We start from the raw sequence: 17,870 nt of genomic DNA, 5'->3' as shown, positions 1-17,870 counted from the left end.
CGCGCACGGAGGGCTGCCCGATGAGCCGTTACCCGCACCTGCTGACCCCGCTCGACCTGGGCTTCACCACACTGCCCAACCGCGTGCTCATGGGCTCCATGCACGTGGGCCTGGAGGAGGCCGAGCGGGGCTTCGAGCGGATGGCGGAGTTCTACGCCACCCGGGCCCGCGGCGGTGTCGGCCTCATCGTCACCGGCGGCATCGCGCCCAACGAGGCGGGACGGCCGTACGAGGGCGGCGCCAAGCTGACCACCGAGGCGGAGGCCGGGCAGCACGCGGAGATCACCGCGGCGGTGCACCGCGAGGGCGGCAGGATCGCCCTGCAGATCCTGCACTTCGGGCGGTACGCCTACCACCAGGACCTGGTGGCGCCGAGCGCACTCCAGGCGCCGATCAGCCCCTTCGTCCCCCGCGCGCTCACCGACGCCGAGGTCGAGCAGACCATCGAGGACTACGTGCGCGCGGCCCGGCTGGCGCGGCAGGCCGGCTACGACGGCGTCGAGATCATGGGCTCCGAGGGCTATCTGATCAACGAGTTCATCGCCGCCGGGACCAACAGACGCGAGGACCGCTGGGGCGGCTCGTACGAGAACCGCACGCGCTTCCCGCTGGAGATCGTCCGGCGGGTGCGTGAGGCGGTCGGCGAGGACTTCATCATCATCTACCGGCTGTCGATGCTGGACTTGGTGCCGGGCGGCTCCTCCCTGGCGGAGGTGATCGAGCTCGCCCGGGCCGTCGAGGCCGCCGGAGCCACGATCATCAACACCGGCATCGGCTGGCACGAGGCCCGTATCCCCACGATCGCGACCTCGGTGCCGCGCGGGGCGTACGCCTGGGTGACCAAGAAGGTCATGGGCGCGGTCTCGATCCCCCTTGTCACCACCAACCGCATCAACACCCCGGAACTCGCCGAGCAGTTGCTCGCCGACGGCCACGCGGACATGGTGTCGCTGGCCCGCCCGATGCTCGCCGACCCCGACTTCGTCGCCAAGGCGCAGGCGGGCCGGCCCGAGGCCATCAACACCTGCATCGGCTGCAACCAGGCCTGCCTGGACCACACCTTCAGCGGCAAGATCACCTCGTGCCTGGTCAACCCGCGCGCCTGCCACGAGACGGAACTCGTCCTTTCACCGACCAAGCTGCGCAAGCGGGTTGCCGTGGTCGGCGCGGGTCCCGCCGGACTCGCCTGCGCGGTCTCCGCCGCCGAGCGCGGCCACGACGTCACACTGTTCGACGCCGCGCCGGAGATCGGCGGACAGCTCAACGTGGCCCGCAAGGTCCCCGGCAAGCAGGAGTTCGACGAGACGATCCGCTACTTCCGTACCCAGCTCGAACTGCACGGCGTGGACGTGCGGTTGAACACCCGGGTCACCGCCGAGGACGTCTCCGGATACGACGAGGTCGTGGTCGCGACCGGCGTCGGCCCACGCACCCCCGAGATCCCCGGCGTCGACCACCCCAGCGTCGTCGGCTACTTGGACGTGCTCCGCGACGGCGCCCCCGTCGGCGACCGTGTCGCGATCCTCGGCGCCGGCGGCATCGGCTTCGACGTCGCCGAGTACCTGACCGACAGCGGCGACAAGGCGAGCGAGGACCCGGCGGCGTACTTCCGGAACTGGGGCGTCGACATGGACTACCGGCTCCCCGGCGGCCTCGGCGCCCCCGAGCGGCCCGCCCCGCCGCGCACCGTCCACCTCCTCCAGCGCAAGGCCTCCAAGGTCGGCGCCGGACTCGGCAAGACCACCGGCTGGATCCACCGCGCCGAACTCAAGCACCGTGGCGTCACCATGGTCCCGGGAGTCCAGTACGACCGGATCGACGACGCCGGACTGCACGTGACCGTCGAGGGGCACAGCCAGGTCCTGGACGTCGACACGATCGTGCTCTGCACCGGACAGGACCCGCGCCGCGACCTGTACGAGGAACTGCTCGCCGCGGGCGGGAACGTGCACCTCATCGGCGGCGCCGACGTGGCCGCCGAACTGGACGCCAAGCGTGCCATCAAGCAGGGCACGGAGCTGGCGGCGGCCCTGTAGGGGCCGGCGACCCGTCCCTAGGATTGACCCCATGTCACTCCCGCACGCGATCCTCACGGCCCTGCTAGAGAGGCCGTCGTCGGGCCTCGAACTGACCCGGCGGTTCGACAAGTCGATCGGCTACTTCTGGTCGGCGACGCATCAGCAGATCTATCGCGAGCTGGGAAAACTGGAGGCCGAGGGTCACATCCGGGCGCTGCCGTCCGAGCAGCCGGCCCGGGGACAGAAGAAGAGCTACGAGGTACTGTCCGCGGGCCGCGACGAACTCGCCCGCTGGACGGCCGCGTCCCAGGAGCCGAAGCCCCTGCGCGACGCGATGCTGCTGCGGCTGCGCGCCTCGGCCGTCGTCGGCACCGCGGGCATCGAGGCCGATCTGCGCCGCCATCTCGGCCTCCACGAGCGGCAGTTGGCCGAGTACGAGGAGATCGAGACGCGCGACTTCCCGCCCGGCAAGGACACCCCGCAGGACCGCCTGAGGCACCTCGTCCTGCGCGCCGGAATCGACCTGGAGACCTTCTGGACCCAGTGGCTGACCCACGCACTGGAGGAGTTCGAGCAGTTGCCCGCGCACGAGTAGGCGGCCGCCCCGCCGACCGGAGTCGGGTGGACGGCCGCCGTGGTGACGAACCCCGGATCAGAGCCGGTGCGGCTTGGCCCGGCGGCGCAGGAACCAGGCCCCCGCGATCGTGCCCGTGGCCACCAGCGCCGCGCCGCCCACCAGGGTGACGGCGCCGTAGTCCTTGGCGGCTCCGCCGAGACCGCCCATGACCCCGAGCGACGGCGTCGCGGAGACCCTGGGTGTCGAGGCGGCCGACGCGACGATGGACTGGGTGCCCGCCGTCGTCCCGTCCTGGCAGACCACGATGACCGTGTAGGTGCCGGCACTCACAGCCGACCAGGACGCCGCCTGACTGGTGCTCGTCCCGGTCAGGGCCACCTGTTTCCCCTGGGCGAAACTTCCCTGTCCACTGGAGAGCAGCGAGGCGTTGCCGAAGCTGCTGCCCTTGCTGGGACAGGCACTGGTCGTGACCGAAACCGTGGAACCGCTGGTGCTCACCGAGATACCCGAACCCACGGCGACGGCCGACGAAGCGGCCAGGGTGAGCGGAAGCGCAGCGGCGGCGGCCACGGTCAGGCCGGAGCGGAGAAGTATCTGAGTAGTACGCATAGGACTGCCCTCCAGCGGCACGGTTGGCGGTACATCCGATGCGCCGCCGAGGATTGGAAAGGCCCGTGCTGCCTTCAGGGAGAGCCAACGTGTCTTTGACCCGGCCCGCATGCGGACGGGGACCGGGCAGGTGACGGATTCCATCGTCCGGCCGACGGCCGAGCACCGCGAGAAGGTACGCGGCAGGGGAAGGTCCGAGGAACTCGGGGCCGCGGCTATCCCTCGCTGCCCGTCGTCACCGTCCGCTCCACCGAGTAGCCGCCCCATGTACCGTCCGGCAGCTTCGCCCGGATCCGCACCCGTTGGGTCTCGCCGGCGTCACGTCCCACATAGAAGCTGTACGTCGCCTTCTTGCTCGGCGCGGTGCCACCCCAGACGAGCGAGGTCGCGTCCTGCCCGTCGAGGTCGATCTGATACTCCGTGATCACCCCGCCCGCGTCCGGCGGAACCCACGACAGATCGAGGTAGTACGCCCCGTCCGCGAGGTGTGTGGTGGCGCGGAAGTCGGTCGGCGCGGTGCCCTTCCCGTCGTCCGAACCGGGAGCGGTGGTGAGCCGCAAGGCGCCGCTCGCGGGCGAGACGTTGTCCGCCGCGTCACGCGCCTTCACGGTGAAGGAGTAGCTGGTGCCGGGCCGCAGCCCGGTCACCACGGTCGCGGTCTGCCCGCCGCCCACGCTGTGGATCTTCGAGCCGCCCTGATAGATGTCGTACGAGGCCACGCCACGGTCGTCCGTCGACTTCTCCCAGGACAGCTGTGCCGCTCCGCTTCCGACCGCCTTTCCGCTCGGACTGCCCGGGCGGGACGGGGCCTTGTCGTCGGCCGCGACGGCTGCCGGAGTGGTGGCGCGGACCTGCTTGCTGGGCGGACCGGGATTGCCTTCGGTGTTCAGCGCGCGGACCGTGAGGACGTACGTCGTGGACGGCTTGAGCCTGGTGATGTCCACCATGTACTCCGCACCGGGTACTTCCTTGAGCTTCGTCATGCCGTGATAGACCACGTACCGGGAGACCTCGGGATCTCCGGAAGCCCGGTTCCACATGACGTGCACGCTGGTGGCGCTGCCCGCCGCGGCGGTGACGCCCATCGGTGCCGAGGGCAGCTTTCCGCCCTGGATGTCGCTCTGTCCGCCCAGCCCACAGGACGTCAGGACGAGCAGCGAGCCGCAGATCAGCGCGTGGGGGACGCGTCGCACGGTCCTGCCTTCCCTCGACGGGATTGGTCTGTACCTATAAGACACCGCCGACGCGATCACATCAAGAGGGCGGTGGCCGTTCGTCGCACCGCCGTGGGGTACGTATGCTGATTCTTGACGCGATGCGAACTCGGCCCTCTTCCAGGGGAGTTCGTGTCCACGGCGCGGACCGCTGTCGTCGCTGTTCCCGCGCCGGCGAAGGCGGTCGAGTGGCCGGAGCCCCTGCGGCTCGGGCCCTCGGCCGCACACCGCCTGCCGCGGAGGCCGCACACCGCCTGCCGCGGAGGCCGCACACCGCCTGCCGCGGAGGTCGCACGCCGCCTGTTGCGGTGGGCCGTGCACCGTCCGGACCCCTCCCAGTGGACGGGCCGTCAGATCCGCACCAGATTTGGGCGAGTGACCGTCAATGTCCCCCAGGAGAGGGTCTCTCATCGTGCGTGTCCAGTCGCTGACGCTGGCCGTGGCAGGCGCCGCCCTGCTCGCTCCTGCCCCCGCCTCCGCGGCGCTTCCCGCCGCCGCCCGCGCGAGCGCTCCCGCAGTGGTGCGTGAGGGGGATGTCCAGGCCGCCGCCCTGCTCGCGAAGCTAAGCGGCTGCGCCCAGGTCTCGAACGGGCGCTACCGCAGCGACGACGGCGCCCGCGCGAACATCCCCGTCTGCGGAAAACAGGGCGCGGTGTTCTGGAAGGCCGACATGGACATCGACTGCGACGGCCGCCCCGGCCGACGCTGCAACAGCCGTACCGACCCGCTCTTCTCCGACGCCACCGCCTACCAGCAGTCCGACGGACGCCAGCTGGACGCCGAGACCCTCCCGTACATCGTCGTCCCCGGCGTCAGCAGCATCTGGAACCACCGGGACCACGACGTCCGAGCCGGTTCGGTGGCCGCCGTGATCTACCGGGACCGCGTCCAGTACGCGGTCGTCGGCGACATCGGACCGCGGCACATCATCGGCGAGGCCTCGTACGCCACCGCCAAGGCCCTCGGCATCCGCCCCGACCCGACCGGCGGCGGGACGAACGCCGGAGTCACCTACCTGGTGTTCAAGGACTCCCGGGTCGCACCCATCGAGAGCCACCGGGCGGCGGTGACGCTGGGGGAGGGCCTGGCGCGCAAGTTCCTCGACGAGAACTGAGCAGGCGGGCCCCCGGCGGAGCCGACGTCACTTCTTCCGGTACGCGTACGCCTCTGCCGCGGCCGCCTCCACCGCGGCGAGGTCGGCGCCGGCCGAGGCCGTGACGACCGCGGCCACCGCGCCCTCGACGAAGGGCGCGTCCACCAGCCTGGTGTCCTCGGGGAGTTCGTCGCCCTCGGCGAGCAGGGCCTTCACGGTGAGGACCGCGCTGCCGAGGTCGGTGAGGACGGCGACGCCGGCGCCGCGGTCCACGGAGGCGGCCGCGGCGGCGATCAGCTCGGCGCTCGTACCGAGACCGCCGTCCATCGTGCCGCCCGCCGGAGCGACGGGAGCCCTCCTGCCGCCGCCCGCCAGACCCGCCGCCAGCTCGGCGACCGAGGCGGCGACGGCCGCACTGTGAGACACCAGGACGATGCCGACGAGCGGAGGGCCGGCATCGAGGGAGCCCGTTGCGTCACTCATCGTCCGCCTCCTCCAGCGCCGCGATCAGCAGCGCCGAGGACGTGGCACCGGGATCCTGGTGCCCGATACTCCGCTCGCCCAGATAGCTCGCCCTGCCCTTGCGGGCCTGTAGCGGGATCGTCGCGGCGGCGCCCTCGTCGGCGGCGGCCTTCGCCGCGGCGAAGGACTCGGGGAGCGCGTCGACGGCGGGCACCAGCGCGTCGATCATGGTCTTGTCGCCGGGTGCGGCTCCGCCCAGCGTCATCACCGCGTCCACGCCCGTACGCAGCGCCTCGGCGAACTGCTCCTCGGTGACCTCGGCGGCGTCCCCGAGCGCCTTGCCGGTACGGCGCAGCAGCGTGCCGTACAACGGTCCGGACGCGCCCCCGACCGTCGAGATCAGCTGCCGTCCGGCGAGCGTGAGGACGGCGCCCGGAGTCTGCGGGGCCTCCTTCTCCAGCGTGGCCACCACGGCGGTGAACCCACGCCTCAGATTGCTGCCGTGGTCGGCGTCGCCGATCGGCGAGTCCAGGGCGGTGAGCCGCTCCGCCTCGCGGTCCACGGACGCGGCGGTGGCCGTCATCCAACGGCGGAAGAAATCGGCGTCGAGCACGGAATCTCCTTGCGTGGTACGAACGTTGACCAAGCCGGCGTTGGCGTCAGACGCCCCAGCGCAGGCCTGCTGTCTTCACCGGCGCGTTCCACAGCCGCAGCAGCTCCTCGTCGATCTGGCACAAGGTCACCGAGGCGCCGGCCATGTCGAGCGAAGTGACGTAGTTGCCGACGAGGGTGTGCGCCACGACCACCCCGCGCTCGGTCAGCACCCGCTGCACCTCCGCGTTGAAGCCGTACAGCTCCAGTAGCGGCGTCGCGCCCATGCCGTTGACCAGGACCAGCACCGGATTGCGCGGATCGAGGTCCTCCAGGATGGCGTGCACCGAGAAGTCGGCGATCTCCCGTGAGGTCATCATCGCGCGTCGCTCCCGGCCCGGCTCGCCGTGGATGCCGACGCCCAGCTCCAGCTCCCCGGGCGGCAGGTCGAAGGTGGGGCTGCCCTTGGCCGGGGTGGTGCAGGCGCTGAGGGCGACACCGAAACTCCGCGAGTTCTCGTTGACCTGGCGGGCCAGCGCCTCGACCCGCTCCAGCGGTGCGCCCTCCTCGGCGGCGGCGCCCGCGATCTTCTCCACGTACAGCGTCGCGCCCGTGCCGCGCCGCCCGGCCGTGTAGAGGCTGTCGGTGACGGCGACGTCGTCGTTGACCAGGACCTTGGCGATCCGGATGCCCTCGTCCTCGGCAAGCTCGGCGGCCATGTCGAAGTTGAGCACGTCACCCGTGTAGTTCTTCACGATGAACAGCACGCCCGCGCCGCTGTCCACGGCGGCCGCGGCCCGCAGCATCTGGTCCGGCACCGGCGACGTGAAAACCTCGCCGGGACAGGCCGCCGACAGCATTCCGGGGCCCACGAAACCGCCGTGCAGCGGCTCATGCCCCGACCCGCCGCCGGAGACGAGGCCCACCCTGCCGGCCACCGGAGCGTCCCGCCGTACGATCACCCGGTTCTCCACGTCCACCGTCAGCTCCGGATGCGCGGCCGCCATACCCCGCAGGGCATCCGCGACCACGGTCTCCGCCACGTTGATGAGCATCTTCATGGGTGCCTCCTGGTGAGATAAGCGGCTGAGCCGTTGAGCGGTATCTATCCTGGTCAGTGTGGGTGCTGCCGGTTTTCGATCTTGGCGGTCCGTAGCGGTTGGAAGTGGGGTCCGGCGGGACTGATGCCGACTTCCGCGGCGGGGTGTCAGGTGCTGATGTCATGCACGTGGGCCGGCCGAGCGGTCCACTCTTTGCAGTATCGGCGTTCAGAGTGTGGTGGTCACCTGTAGGGACACCCTTGGGTCCGCGGGAGATGGATCAGATCGTGACGGTCGACGCCGCCCGGCCCGCATACGTACGAGCCGCGGCCAGGGCCGCCGGTACTTCCGGTACGGACCGGCGGAGGGACGTAGGTGCGGGCCGCCACTCCCCGGCCGTCGATGAGCTGGAATCCGCCGGGGGCGCTGACACCGGGCCTCCGACGTGTGCCGGGGGCCCCTTCCGATCTTTGAGGGGCTGGCCGCGTTGGGCTCGCGCTTTCACGGAGCGGGCTGTCCGGTAGGTGACAGGGAAAGCAGGAAGCGCCCCTGACCTGCGAAGGCAGGGCTTGCTGAGGTCCTGTAGAGGGGAGTGGCAGAGGCGCTTTCCCGGGTGAATAGGGGTAGCGGGTCCTGTCCTCGTGTCCGCGTTGAAGGCGGCGGCTGCTCGGTGGTCTCGCAGGCCGGCGGTGTGCTGCTGGTGGAGACCATCCGCAAGTCCGGGCTGGATACGGCGATATCGGCGGCACTGGCACCGTGGCGCAAACCGTGGGCGGTCCATGACCCGGGCAAGGTTCTCCTGGATGTCGCGCTCGCGGTCGCGCTGGGAGGCGACTGCCCGGCAGACGTGGCGATACTGCGGACCCAGCCGCAGGCGTTCGGCGGCCCGGTGGCCTCCGATCCGACTGTCTCCCGCCTGGTCGGTGTCCTTGCCTCGTTCGGGCCCAAGACCCTGGCCGCGATCCGGGCGGCACGGGCCGAAGTGCGGACGCGGGTCTGGGAGTTGGCCGGTGTGAGTAGTCCGGCCGCCGACGGCTCGGTGATCGTGGACATCGACGGGGCGCTCGTCCTCGCGCACTTCGAGAAGCAGGACGCCACACCGACCTGGAAGAAGACCTTCGGGCACCATCCGTTCGTCGCGTTCGTCGCGTTCGTCGCCCACGGTGGTGAGGCGGAAGAGGTCACCGCACGTGGCCGGCAGTCGAAAACGAACTTGGTGCCACGGCTCGGTGGGCGTCAGGCGCTCTCGGTGTCCGCTGCCAGGACCGGATGGTCGGCGCCTTCGTTGATGACCAGGTCCATCAGGTGAGGAAAGCGTCGGTCGAGGTCGTCCTTGCGCAGGGTGTTGACGCGAAGCGTGCCGACGTCGTGCTGTTGGATGAGGCCGGCCTCGCGCAGGATGCGGAGGTGGCGGGTAAGGGCCGATTTTGTGACGGCCGAATGGAAACCCTTGCACGCCAGGCCGGGCCGGGAGGCGAGCGTCACGACAATGGCCAGTCGGGTGGGTTCGGCCAACGCGCTCATGATCTTGAAGAGGTCGAAGTCTTCCCTGTCGGGGTGGGTGAGCGGGGAAGCTGTGCGGCTGGCCATGGGGCAAGGGTACCGGGTCACCGCCGCTATGTTCGCGAGAGTGTGTACATCGGTTACGGTGGGGCGGCTGGAGTGATCTATGCCCTCGTCCCTCCACTTGTAGGAGACATTCATGTCCTTGGCCTCGTCCCCGGTTGCGTCCGGATCTTCCATCGGTGTGGGGATCATCGGCCTCAGCGCCTCAGGCGGCTGGGCAGCCGCCTCCCACCTGCCCGCGCTGCGTGCCCTTGACGGGTTCGACGTGCGCGCACTGAGCACGTCCAACCCCGAATCCGCCCGCAGGGCGGGCGAGCAGTACGGGGTGCCGCTCGCCTTCGGCAGCGCCAAGGAACTGGCCGAAAGCCCGGACGTCGACCTCGTCGTGGTCAGCGTCAAGGCTCCCGACCATTACGCGAACGTGATGGCCGCACTGAACGCAGGGAAGATGGTGCTCAGTGAATGGCCGCTGGGCAAGAACGCGGCCGAGACGAAGGAGCTGGCGGAGACCGCTCAGGCCAAGGGCATCCGTACCTTCGTCGGTCTCCAGGCCCGCACTGCGCCGCACGTCCGGTACTTGCGCGATCTCATCGCGGACGGCTACGTGGGTGACGTGCTGTCCACGACCCTGGTCGGTTCCGGAGGCGCGTTCGGCGACACCGTCGACCAGAGCGCCCTCTACCTGCTCGACCCCGCGAACGGCGCGACGATGCTGACCATCCCCTTCGGTCACACCATCGACGCGCTGACCATGGTGCTAGGGGAGTTCGCCGACATCGACGCGACTGCCGTCACCCGCCGCACCACCGTCCGCGTCGCGCAGACCGGCGAGGAAGTGGCGATGCGCACGGCCGACCAGATCGTCGTCCACGGTGTCCTGGAGTCCGGCACCGTTGTCTCCGCCCACTACCGTGGTGGACTGAGCCGGGGCACGAACTTCCTGTGGGAGATCAACGGCACCCAGGGCGACATTCAGATCACCGGGCCCACCGGTCATCTCCAGATGGGACAGGTCACCCTCCGCGGGGTCCGCGGCGAGAACAGCGAACTGGCCGAGCTGCCCCTGCCCACCGCCTACGAGCTGCCCGCCCTCGCCGACGCCCGGACCAGCAGGGCCTACACCGTCGGCCACGCCTACGCCGGCATCCGCGAAGACCTGGCCCAAGGCACCCACCGAGTCGCCGACTTCACCCACGCCCACCGCCGCCAGCAGCTCTTCGACCGTATTGAGGACGCTGCCAAACGCAACTGATGCCCTATCAGGACGAGATCGGCCCTGCCGTCCCGGTCGTCGTCCTGTCCGACCTCTCCCGCACCCATTCGAGGCCCGCGACCTGATCGAGCAGGCCACGCTTGGCGGGCGCCCCGTCGACGTGGGTCAACCCGTCGATGCCGACCTCGTGGTTGAGCGTGACCACGACCACGACCACGTCGCCGTCGCCGTCGCCGTCGCCGTCGCCGTCGCCGGCGATGCGCCGGGCGTCGTAGCCGGGGCTGGCGGAACGGCCCAGTTTGTAGGGGCGCCGCCGTAGATCCACACCATCACCGGGCGGTGGGCGGCCGGGTCCGGGTCGGGGGTCCAGACGTCGACCGTCAGTCAGTCGTCGCCCATGGGTGTGTCCAGCACGAGGGTGCGGCCCTGGAAGCCCGCTTCCTGCGGGGACGGCGGGCCGAAGGTGAACGCGTCGCGTGTTCCGCCCCGGGCGCGTTGGGGGCGCGGCGCCCGGAACCGTGCGTCCCCCACCGGTGGTTCGGCGAACGGCATGACGCGGAAGCCGGCCAGGCCGCCCCGTCCTCTCGGCGCCGGTGTACCGCGCCGGCGGCAGTACGCACCACGGGCTGGGCGAAACCGCCTTCAGCCACGCGTGACGTGGCTGTCGTCATCGATGACTCCCGAGTGATCGCGGGTGGGACGGTCCGGGTAGGCAGGCGGTCGGTGACCGGGAGGCGCTCCGCGGGCGGGAACGGTGCCCGTCCGAGACCCTGGGACAGGCGGCTCGGGGAGCCTCCGGCCTCGGTGCCCCGGCCGAGGTCGAGACCCTCACACGCCGTACCACCGAGCTCGAACAGCAGATCCTCGATCTCCGCGCTGAACTCGTCGAACGGGGCGAGGACCTCTCCGCCACACGCGCCGCGAACCGGGAGCTCATGGCCCGGATCAACAGTCGTTCGGCCAGAGAATCCGGCGTCAAGCAAAGCAGGTTGTTGCGGCGCAACACGTTGCTGACGCCCTTGTGTGGAGCGGTGCCTCGCAGCATTTCAGCCCCCAGGAGGGGTGCGTACGCACGGGTTGGTCGCCGGGGATGCCTAGCTGTGTGATGGCTCGGCTACGTCGACCACTTCGGAGCCTTCACGGCGTATCCGCTCAACGCCCCAGGCACCGAGCGGCCCGAGCGCCTGATTGAGCGTGCGCCCGTGCTCGGTCAGGGTGTACTCCACCCGGGGCGGCACCTCGGCATAGACCTTCCGGTGTACCAGTCCGTCTTTCTCCAGCTCGCGCAGGTGCTGCGTCAGCATCTTCTCGCTCACTCCCGGCAGACCGCGACGGAGTTCAGCGAAGCGGCGTACGCCATGGGCGTCGAGTTCCCAGAGGATCAGTCCCTTCCACTTGCCGCTCACCACGTCGAGCGCAGCGTCGATGCCGCAGATGTAAGGCCCGCATCTCGGCGCCTTGGCCATCGCTGATCCCCTTACTAAAAGGTAAGTACCGCAGAAAATAGTGGGTACTTCCAAGAATAGTGGCGCTCTCCAAGTATGGAGAGGTGAACGAACAACAGCACCACACCACCAGGCAAGACAGCGCTGTCACCGTGATCGGGCTTGGCCCGATGGGACAGGCGATGACCCGCACCCTCCTCGCCGCCGGCCACTCGGTCACCGTCTGGAACCGCACCGTCGGCCGGGCCGACGGTGTCGTCGCCGACGGAGCAACGCTCGCGGCGACACCTGCCGAGGCGGTCGAAGCGAGTGACCTCGTGATCCTCAGCCTCACCGACTACCAGGCGATGTACGACATCCTCGACAGCGCCACCGCATCGCTCGCCGGCCGGACACTGGTCAACCTGAGCTCTGACACCCCCGACCGCACACGCAAGGCAGCATCCTGGGCGGCGGGCCACGACGCCGACTTCCTCAGCGGTGGCGTCATGGTCCCGGCGCCGATGGTCGGTTCGGAGGCGGCCCATGTCTACTACAGCGGCCCCCACGAGGTGATGGAGAACCACCGGGCGGCGTTGGCACTGTTCGGCACACCGAAGCATCTTGGCGAGGATCCGGGTCTCGCCCAGATGATGTACCAAGCCCAACTCGCGGTGTTCCTCACCACCCTGTCGGGACTGATGCACGCCACCGCGATGCTGGGTACCGCAGGGATGAAGGCCGAAGAAGTGCTGCCGGAGTTGCTCTCCTCCGCCGACTCGATCGGCGACATCCTGAGGGCCGGTGAAGAGAGGCCTGGTGCCGCGCTTGATGCCGGCGAGCATCCCGGCGACCTCAGCACGGTCAACATGATGGGCGCGACGTCCGATCACATCGTCGAAACCAGCACGTCACTCGGCCTCGACCTCGCGCTCCCGCTGGCCGTGCAGGCCCACTATCGGCGTGCGATCGAGGACGGGCACGGCAGCGACAACTGGACCCGCATCATCGACAGCATCCGAGAGCCACGCTGACCGAACGCAGGACTGATGAACACCCTCCCGGCCGCGACTCCGCCCAGAGCACACCGCCTACTCGCGCCCTCGGCGGACCGTGACCTGGCACCTGACCCGCTCGGAGGGGGCAGCGGGCGGCGACAGCAGGAGGGGCAGCGGGTCTGACGGGGACTCTCGCCACGGCCCGAGGCCGGACAAGGTGCGGCAGGTCAGGTCAGGGCGCGGTGGGCCAGGTCAAGGTGCGGCAGGTCCGGTGATGAGACGGCCCTTGGTGTCGTACGGCCAGACGTTGGGGGTGCAGCCGTGCATGCCGTTGATCTGCTGCCTCAATCGCCGGGGCAGGCCTGCCCGCGCCGGGGCAGGTCACGTGGCCGTGGGCGAGGAAGTGGCCGACCTCGTGGTTGATGATCAGCGCCCGGTACGGGAGCTGCGCCGCGCCGCCCGGAGGATGGCCGAGGGGCATCTGGACACCCGGCTCGCCGTCAACGGCTCCGACGAACTCGCCGACCTGTCGCACGCTTTCAACGAGACCGCCGCCGCGCTGGAGGAGTCCGTGGCCGAGCTGCGCCGGACGGAAGCCCGCGCCCGCCGCTTCGTCGCCGACGTGTCGCACGAGCTGCGCACTCCGCTGGCCGCGACGTCGGCGGTCACCGACATCCTCGACGAGGACGCGGCGGGCCTGCCCCCGGACACCGCCACGGCCGTACGCCTCATCAGCGGGGAGACCCTGAAGCTGGCCCGCCTGGTGGACGACCTGATGGAGATCTCCCGCTTCGACGCGGGCGCGGCCGGCCTCCAGCTCGACGAGCTCGATCTCGCCGAGTCCCTTCGGCGTACGCTCGCCGCCCGCGCCTGGCTGGACATGGTGGACACCCGGCTGCCGCCTCCCGGCGAACTGCGCGGCCGGGTCGACCCGCGCCGCCTCGACGTGGTCGTCGCGAACCTGGTCGGCAACGCGCTCCGGCACGGCGCACGGCCCGTACAACTGCGTCTGTACGCAAGGGAGATGGCGCCCGCAGACGCAGCGGGGTGGGCGGTCATCGAGGTGCTGGACAGCGGGCCGGGTATTCCGTCCGACGTCCTGCCGCACGTCTTCGACCGCTTCTACAAGTCGGACAGCGCCCGGACCAGAACGGAGGGCAGCGGCCTCGGACTCTCGATCACGGCCGAGAACGTCCGTCTGCACGGTGGCACGGTCCGGGCGACGAACCGGGTGGAGGGCGGCGCCGTGTTCACCGTCGAGATCCCCCTGCAACGACCTCCGCAGGGTCCTTTTGCCGCTGCCTCTGCGGCAGCCTCCGGAACGGTCCGGTGAAGGGGAACAGTCATGAGACCTCCACGCCGGGTTCTGCGGACCGCGTTGCTGGTCACGACCGCCCTCCTGCTCTCCTCCTGCGGCATCCCCGAGACCGGTGTGGTGGAGGCCGGAGAACCCGCCACCGGCATCCGGCCGGTCCAGATCCTCCACTTTCTCAGCGCGGGAGACCTGTTCGCCGTCCGTCGCCGGACCGTCGGCCCGATCGGCATCGAGACGGCCATTGAGCTGCTGTTCCGGGGACCGGACGTCCGGGAGCGCAGCCAGGGCATGACCACCGAACTTCCGTCGCTGACGGGCGATCCCAGGGTCCGGACGAATGGCGGGCAGGTATCCATCGAGCTGCCCCGGGACATCGGGCCGATGACCGCGACAGCCGTCACCCAACTGGCCTGCACAGCCGCCGAGGCGGACCTCGATCCGGCGTCCGGCACCGACACGGCTTCGACAAGCGTGACCATCACGGTCCCCGACGCCTGGTCCGCCGAAGGTTCCAGCGAGACGTGCCCATCCGCCACGGGCGCCGACTGACGACGTAACTCCTGGCCGATGTCCAGTGGGGCGGTGCGGAATCCCGCTCCGGGAATGTGGCAGCGTGGATGCGTGCTGGATGGATCAACCCCGGAGTTCCACCGCTGCGGGGCCGCGCGCAAGACGACGTAGAGGAGAACCCATGTCCAAGCCGCCGCTTCCCGAGGCCGCAGTCGCCATGTTGGGCAAGCCCAACCATGCGGTCATCACCACCCTGCGGTCCGACGGGCAGCCGGTGTCCACGGCCACCTGGTACCTCTGGGACGACGGGCGGGTGCTGGTCAACATGGACGAGGCCCGCAAGAGGCTCGACCACCTGCGCAACGACCCCCGGGTCACGCTGACGGTGCTCGACGAGGCCGACTGGTACACCCACGTGACGCTCATCGGACGCGTCGTCGAAATGCGCGACGACGAGGGGCTGGCCGACATCGACCGGCTGTCCATGCAGTACCTCGGCAAGCCGTACTCGCAGCGCGACCGAGGTCGCGTCAGCGCGTGGATCGAGGTCGACCGCTGGCACGGCTGGGGTGGCCTGCGGGACAGCGACCAGACGTCCGGCTAGCCACCGGTCGAGCAGCCAACGCCCCGCACGGACCAGGAAAGTTCCGCCGCCGTGCATGGACCAGGACGTTCCACATCACTGCATGGACCAGGAATGTTCCACCGCACCACATGGATCAGGAAGTTGACGACATGACCGACAAGCTCACCGTGAGTGTCCTGGGCACCGGAATCATGGGCGCCGCGATGGCCCGCAACCTCGCCCGCGCCGGGCACACCGTCCGCGCCTGGAACCGCAGCCGGGACAAGGCCGAGCCGCTCGCCGCCGACGGCGTGCACGTCGGCGGCACGCCCGCCGAGGCGGTGGAGGGCGCCGACGTCGTCCTCACCATCCTGTACGACGGTCCCGCCGCACTGGACGTGATGCGGCAGGCCGCTCCCGCGCTGCGCCCCGGCACCGCCTGGGTGCAGTCGACGACCGCCGGGATCGAGGCCATCGGCGAGCTGGCCGGCTTCGCCCGCGAGAACGGGCTGGTCTTCTTCGACGCCCCGGTGCTCGGGACCCGGCAGCCCGCGGAAGCCGGCCAGTTGCTCGTCCTGGCCGCGGGCCCGAGCCAGGGCCGGGACGCCGTCACGCCCGTTTTCGAGGCGGTCGGCGCTCGCACGGTGTGGACCGGCGAGGACGCTGCGGCGGGCAGCGCCACCCGGCTCAAGCTCGTCGCCAACAGCTGGGTCGTCGCGACCAACAACGCGGCCGGCGAGGTCCTGGCCCTGTCCAAGGCTCTCGGAGTGGACCCGCAGAGCTTCTTCGACGCCATCGCCGGAGGCCCGCTCGACATGGGCTATCTGCGGGCGAAGGCCGGGCTGATCCTGGAGGGCCGACTGACCCCGGCGGCCTTCGCCGTGTCCACCGCCGCCAAGGACGCCCGGCTGATCGTCGAAGCCGCCGAGCGATACGGTGTCCGTCTCGACATCGCGGCCGCCGGCGCCGAGCGCCTCGCCCGCGCCGCGGCCCAGGGGCACGCCGACGAGGACATGGCAGCCGCCTACTTCGCCAGCTTCGACGAGGGGCGTGAGCCCTGACCCCGGGCGGCGACAACTGATGAGCGGGCGGCGCTCCCGACCCGAGTGCGGTCGTACTCCTCGAACGGGCCGCCGTCCGTCGCTCAGGCCAGCTTCTTCAGCAGTTCGGCGGCGAGCGGGGCAGCGGAGGCCGGGTTCTGGCCGGTGACCAGATTGCGGTCGACGACCACGTGCGGGGCCCACGGCTCGCCCTCCTGGAAGTCGACGCCCGCCTCCACGAGACGGTCCTGGAGCAGCCACTTGGCCTTGTCGGCGAAACCGGCCTGCGTCTCCTCGACGTTGGTGAAGCCCGTGATCCGGTAGCCCGCGAACGCGTTGGCGCCGTCCGGGCCGGTGGCGGCGAGCAGCGCCGCCGGGCCGTGGCACACCACGCCGAGCGGCTTGCCCGAGGCCAGCGCGCGGGTGAGCAGCCGGCCGGACTCCTCGTCGACTGCGAGGTCCTCCATCGGACCGTGACCGCCCGGGTAGACAACCGCCGCGTAGCCGTCCAGGTCCACTTCCTCCAGCTTGACGGGCTTGTGGAACTCGTCGAACGATGCGAGGGCCGCCGCGACCCTGTCGGAGCCCTCCTGCCCGCCGTTGAACTCGGGCGCCAGGCTCCCCTGGTCCACCGTCGGCACGACACCGCGCGGTGTGGCGACGACAACCTCGTGGCCCGCGGCCCTGAACGCCTCGTACGGTGCGACGGCCTCCTCGGCCCAGAAGCCGGTGGGGTGCTGGGTGCCGTCGGCGAGCGTCCAGTGGTCGACGCCGGTCAGTACGAACAAGATCTTCGACATGTGCGTTTCTCCGGGGGGTCGGGCCCTGACGGGCATGGACAGCGAAGGGGATCTGCTTCACTCACCTGCCCTGACACTCCGTGTTCACGTCATCAGGGCGGCGACGTCCTCGACGCTATGCCGCCCGGAGACGAGGGGCCAGCAGGGACCCCGGGCGGTCACCTGACATCCAACGGTCCGGCCTGCTGCCGCACCGCGGCGCGCTGTTCCAGAACGCGCAGGGCGCGTTCGGCCCACCTGATGTTTTCCTCCTCGAAGGAGCGGCCCCGCATCAGCGTGAGATACGGGCCGACGCGTTCACTGCGCGCCAGGAACTCCTCCTCGTCGCGCCCGTCGAGGAGCCGGTCGCGCATCCGCTCGTAGCGGGCCAGCTTGGCGCGCGCCCACGCCAGCCGTTCGGCGATGGCCGCCCGTACGGCCTCCTCGTCCCCCGCGTCGACGGCCTGGACCTTGACCAGCAGCTCGTCGCGGATGGCCGTGGGCTTCGGGAGCTCGGCGGTGAAGGCGCGCAGGGCGCCGAGACCCGCCTCGGTGAGGGAGAAGACCCGCTTGTTGGGGCGCCGCTCCTGCCGTACGAGCCGGGCCTCGATGAGTCCCTCCGACTCCATCCGGTCGAGCTCGCGGTAGAGCTGCTGCGGGGTCGCCATCCAGAAGTTGGCCACCGACCCGTCGAACCCCTTGGCCAGGTCGTAGCCCGACGCCTCGCCCTCCAGAAGTGCGGCCAGAACCGCGTTGCGCAGTGCCATACCCCAAGGCTAGACGGCACCCGCGCTCGCGACTAATCTGTTCCGCACCTAATCAATTAGTTGAGTACCGGTATGAGTGTTCGAGTCAG

The 17,870-nt window shown here is 70.3% G+C and carries 17 protein-coding genes and 4 pseudogenes; 10 read left to right on the top strand and 11 right to left on the bottom strand.

What is annotated here, in order from left to right; all coding sequences use genetic code 11:
* Positions 1-20: 20 nt before the first annotated feature.
* Both ACIPC1_RS19610 and ACIPC1_RS19605 read left to right on the top strand, forming a co-directional pair.
* On the top strand, positions 21-2,036 hold the full coding sequence (locus ACIPC1_RS19610; protein WP_402518569.1) for an FAD-dependent oxidoreductase: 2,016 nt from the start codon (positions 21-23) through the stop codon (positions 2,034-2,036).
* Between the two features lie 31 nt (positions 2,037-2,067).
* Positions 2,068-2,613, top strand: coding sequence for a PadR family transcriptional regulator (locus ACIPC1_RS19605; protein ID WP_402518567.1), 546 nt, complete (start codon positions 2,068-2,070; stop codon positions 2,611-2,613).
* 57 nt (positions 2,614-2,670) lie between these two features.
* Here the strand turns inward: ACIPC1_RS19605 and ACIPC1_RS19600 are convergent, their stop codons facing one another.
* Together ACIPC1_RS19600 and ACIPC1_RS19595 are read right to left on the bottom strand one after the other, a co-directional pair.
* Positions 2,671-3,204 (bottom strand): hypothetical protein, encoded by a 534-nt coding sequence (locus ACIPC1_RS19600; protein WP_402518565.1) that lies wholly within the window; start codon positions 3,202-3,204, stop codon positions 2,671-2,673.
* 215 nt (positions 3,205-3,419) lie between these two features.
* On the bottom strand, positions 3,420-4,397 hold the full coding sequence (locus ACIPC1_RS19595; protein ID WP_402518563.1) for a fibronectin type III domain-containing protein: 978 nt from the start codon (positions 4,395-4,397) through the stop codon (positions 3,420-3,422).
* Positions 4,398-4,830: 433 nt separating this feature from the next.
* Here ACIPC1_RS19595 and ACIPC1_RS19590 point away from each other — a divergent pair, with 433 nt between their 5' ends.
* Entirely contained in the window at positions 4,831-5,532 is a 702-nt protein-coding gene (locus ACIPC1_RS19590) for a glycoside hydrolase family 75 protein (protein ID WP_402518561.1), read from the top strand.
* Between the two features lie 27 nt (positions 5,533-5,559).
* On the opposite strand, the gene ACIPC1_RS19585 is transcribed toward ACIPC1_RS19590, so the two are convergent.
* Genes ACIPC1_RS19585 through dhaK form a run of 3 tightly spaced genes read right to left on the bottom strand, consistent with a single transcriptional unit; the run spans position 5,560 to position 7,625 of the window.
* On the bottom strand, positions 5,560-5,994 hold the full coding sequence (locus ACIPC1_RS19585; RefSeq protein ID WP_402518559.1) for a PTS-dependent dihydroxyacetone kinase phosphotransferase subunit DhaM: 435 nt from the start codon (positions 5,992-5,994) through the stop codon (positions 5,560-5,562).
* The gene (gene dhaL, locus ACIPC1_RS19580; RefSeq protein ID WP_402518557.1) at positions 5,987-6,586 is read right to left on the bottom strand and encodes a dihydroxyacetone kinase subunit DhaL; all 600 of its coding nucleotides are present in this window, start codon (positions 6,584-6,586) and stop codon (positions 5,987-5,989) included. Before dhaL ends, ACIPC1_RS19585 begins: the two co-directional genes overlap by 8 nt.
* A 46-nt stretch (positions 6,587-6,632) precedes the next feature.
* Positions 6,633-7,625: a dihydroxyacetone kinase subunit DhaK gene (gene dhaK, locus ACIPC1_RS19575; RefSeq protein WP_384376911.1), complete on the bottom strand. Its 993-nt coding sequence runs from the start codon at positions 7,623-7,625 to the stop codon at positions 6,633-6,635.
* Positions 7,626-8,217: 592 nt separating this feature from the next.
* On the opposite strand from dhaK, the pseudogene ACIPC1_RS19570 reads away from it, so the two are divergent.
* Positions 8,218-8,793 (top strand): annotated as a pseudogene (locus ACIPC1_RS19570) (transposase); the annotation flags it as partial.
* A gap of 47 nt (positions 8,794-8,840) precedes the next feature.
* Here the strand turns inward: ACIPC1_RS19570 and ACIPC1_RS19565 are convergent.
* Positions 8,841-9,194, bottom strand: a complete 354-nt coding sequence (locus ACIPC1_RS19565; RefSeq protein ID WP_402518555.1) for an ArsR/SmtB family transcription factor — start codon at positions 9,192-9,194, stop codon at positions 8,841-8,843.
* 112 nt (positions 9,195-9,306) lie between these two features.
* Between ACIPC1_RS19565 and ACIPC1_RS19560 the strand changes: the two genes are divergently transcribed.
* Positions 9,307-10,422, top strand: a complete 1,116-nt coding sequence (locus ACIPC1_RS19560) for a Gfo/Idh/MocA family protein (RefSeq protein WP_402518554.1) — start codon at positions 9,307-9,309, stop codon at positions 10,420-10,422.
* Between the two features lie 55 nt (positions 10,423-10,477).
* Here ACIPC1_RS19560 and ACIPC1_RS19555 read toward each other — a convergent pair.
* Positions 10,478-11,054: pseudogene (locus ACIPC1_RS19555) on the bottom strand (carboxylesterase family protein); the annotation flags it as partial.
* A gap of 423 nt (positions 11,055-11,477) precedes the next feature.
* Complete coding sequence (locus ACIPC1_RS19550) at positions 11,478-11,849, bottom strand: winged helix-turn-helix transcriptional regulator (protein ID WP_402518552.1); 372 nt, start codon at positions 11,847-11,849, stop codon at positions 11,478-11,480.
* Positions 11,850-11,932: 83 nt separating this feature from the next.
* Here ACIPC1_RS19550 and ACIPC1_RS19545 point away from each other — a divergent pair, with 83 nt between their 5' ends.
* Positions 11,933-12,841, top strand: a complete 909-nt coding sequence (locus ACIPC1_RS19545) for an NAD(P)-dependent oxidoreductase (RefSeq protein WP_402518550.1) — start codon at positions 11,933-11,935, stop codon at positions 12,839-12,841.
* A gap of 216 nt (positions 12,842-13,057) precedes the next feature.
* Here ACIPC1_RS19545 and ACIPC1_RS19540 read toward each other — a convergent pair.
* A pseudogene (locus ACIPC1_RS19540) lies at positions 13,058-13,244 on the bottom strand (DUF3152 domain-containing protein); the annotation flags it as partial.
* Between ACIPC1_RS19540 and ACIPC1_RS19535 the strand changes: the two are divergent.
* The 4 genes and pseudogenes from ACIPC1_RS19535 to ACIPC1_RS19520 form a co-directional block, all read left to right on the top strand.
* Positions 13,236-14,138: pseudogene (locus ACIPC1_RS19535) on the top strand (sensor histidine kinase); the annotation flags it as partial. The pseudogenes ACIPC1_RS19540 and ACIPC1_RS19535 overlap by 9 nt on opposite strands.
* A 12-nt stretch (positions 14,139-14,150) precedes the next feature.
* Positions 14,151-14,669, top strand: a complete 519-nt coding sequence (locus ACIPC1_RS19530; RefSeq protein WP_402518549.1) for a hypothetical protein — start codon at positions 14,151-14,153, stop codon at positions 14,667-14,669.
* Positions 14,670-14,811: 142 nt separating this feature from the next.
* A complete protein-coding gene (locus tag ACIPC1_RS19525) occupies positions 14,812-15,234 on the top strand; it encodes a PPOX class F420-dependent oxidoreductase (protein ID WP_402518547.1) in 423 nt (140 codons plus the stop codon).
* 131 nt (positions 15,235-15,365) lie between these two features.
* Positions 15,366-16,256 (top strand): NAD(P)-dependent oxidoreductase, encoded by an 891-nt coding sequence (locus tag ACIPC1_RS19520; protein ID WP_402518545.1) that lies wholly within the window; start codon positions 15,366-15,368, stop codon positions 16,254-16,256.
* Between the two features lie 83 nt (positions 16,257-16,339).
* Here the strand turns inward: ACIPC1_RS19520 and ACIPC1_RS19515 are convergent, their stop codons facing one another.
* Both ACIPC1_RS19515 and ACIPC1_RS19510 read right to left on the bottom strand, forming a co-directional pair.
* Complete coding sequence (locus tag ACIPC1_RS19515; RefSeq protein WP_402518543.1) at positions 16,340-17,035, bottom strand: type 1 glutamine amidotransferase domain-containing protein; 696 nt, start codon at positions 17,033-17,035, stop codon at positions 16,340-16,342.
* A 158-nt stretch (positions 17,036-17,193) separates the two neighbouring features.
* Positions 17,194-17,781 (bottom strand): PadR family transcriptional regulator, encoded by a 588-nt coding sequence (locus tag ACIPC1_RS19510; RefSeq protein ID WP_402518541.1) that lies wholly within the window; start codon positions 17,779-17,781, stop codon positions 17,194-17,196.
* Positions 17,782-17,870: the final 89 nt, after the last annotated feature.

Source organism: Streptomyces sp. NPDC087263, assembly GCF_044744645.1.
Taxonomy (GTDB): Bacteria; Actinomycetota; Actinomycetes; order Streptomycetales; family Streptomycetaceae; genus Streptomyces.
This window is presented reverse-complemented; position numbering and strand designations above follow the sequence as displayed.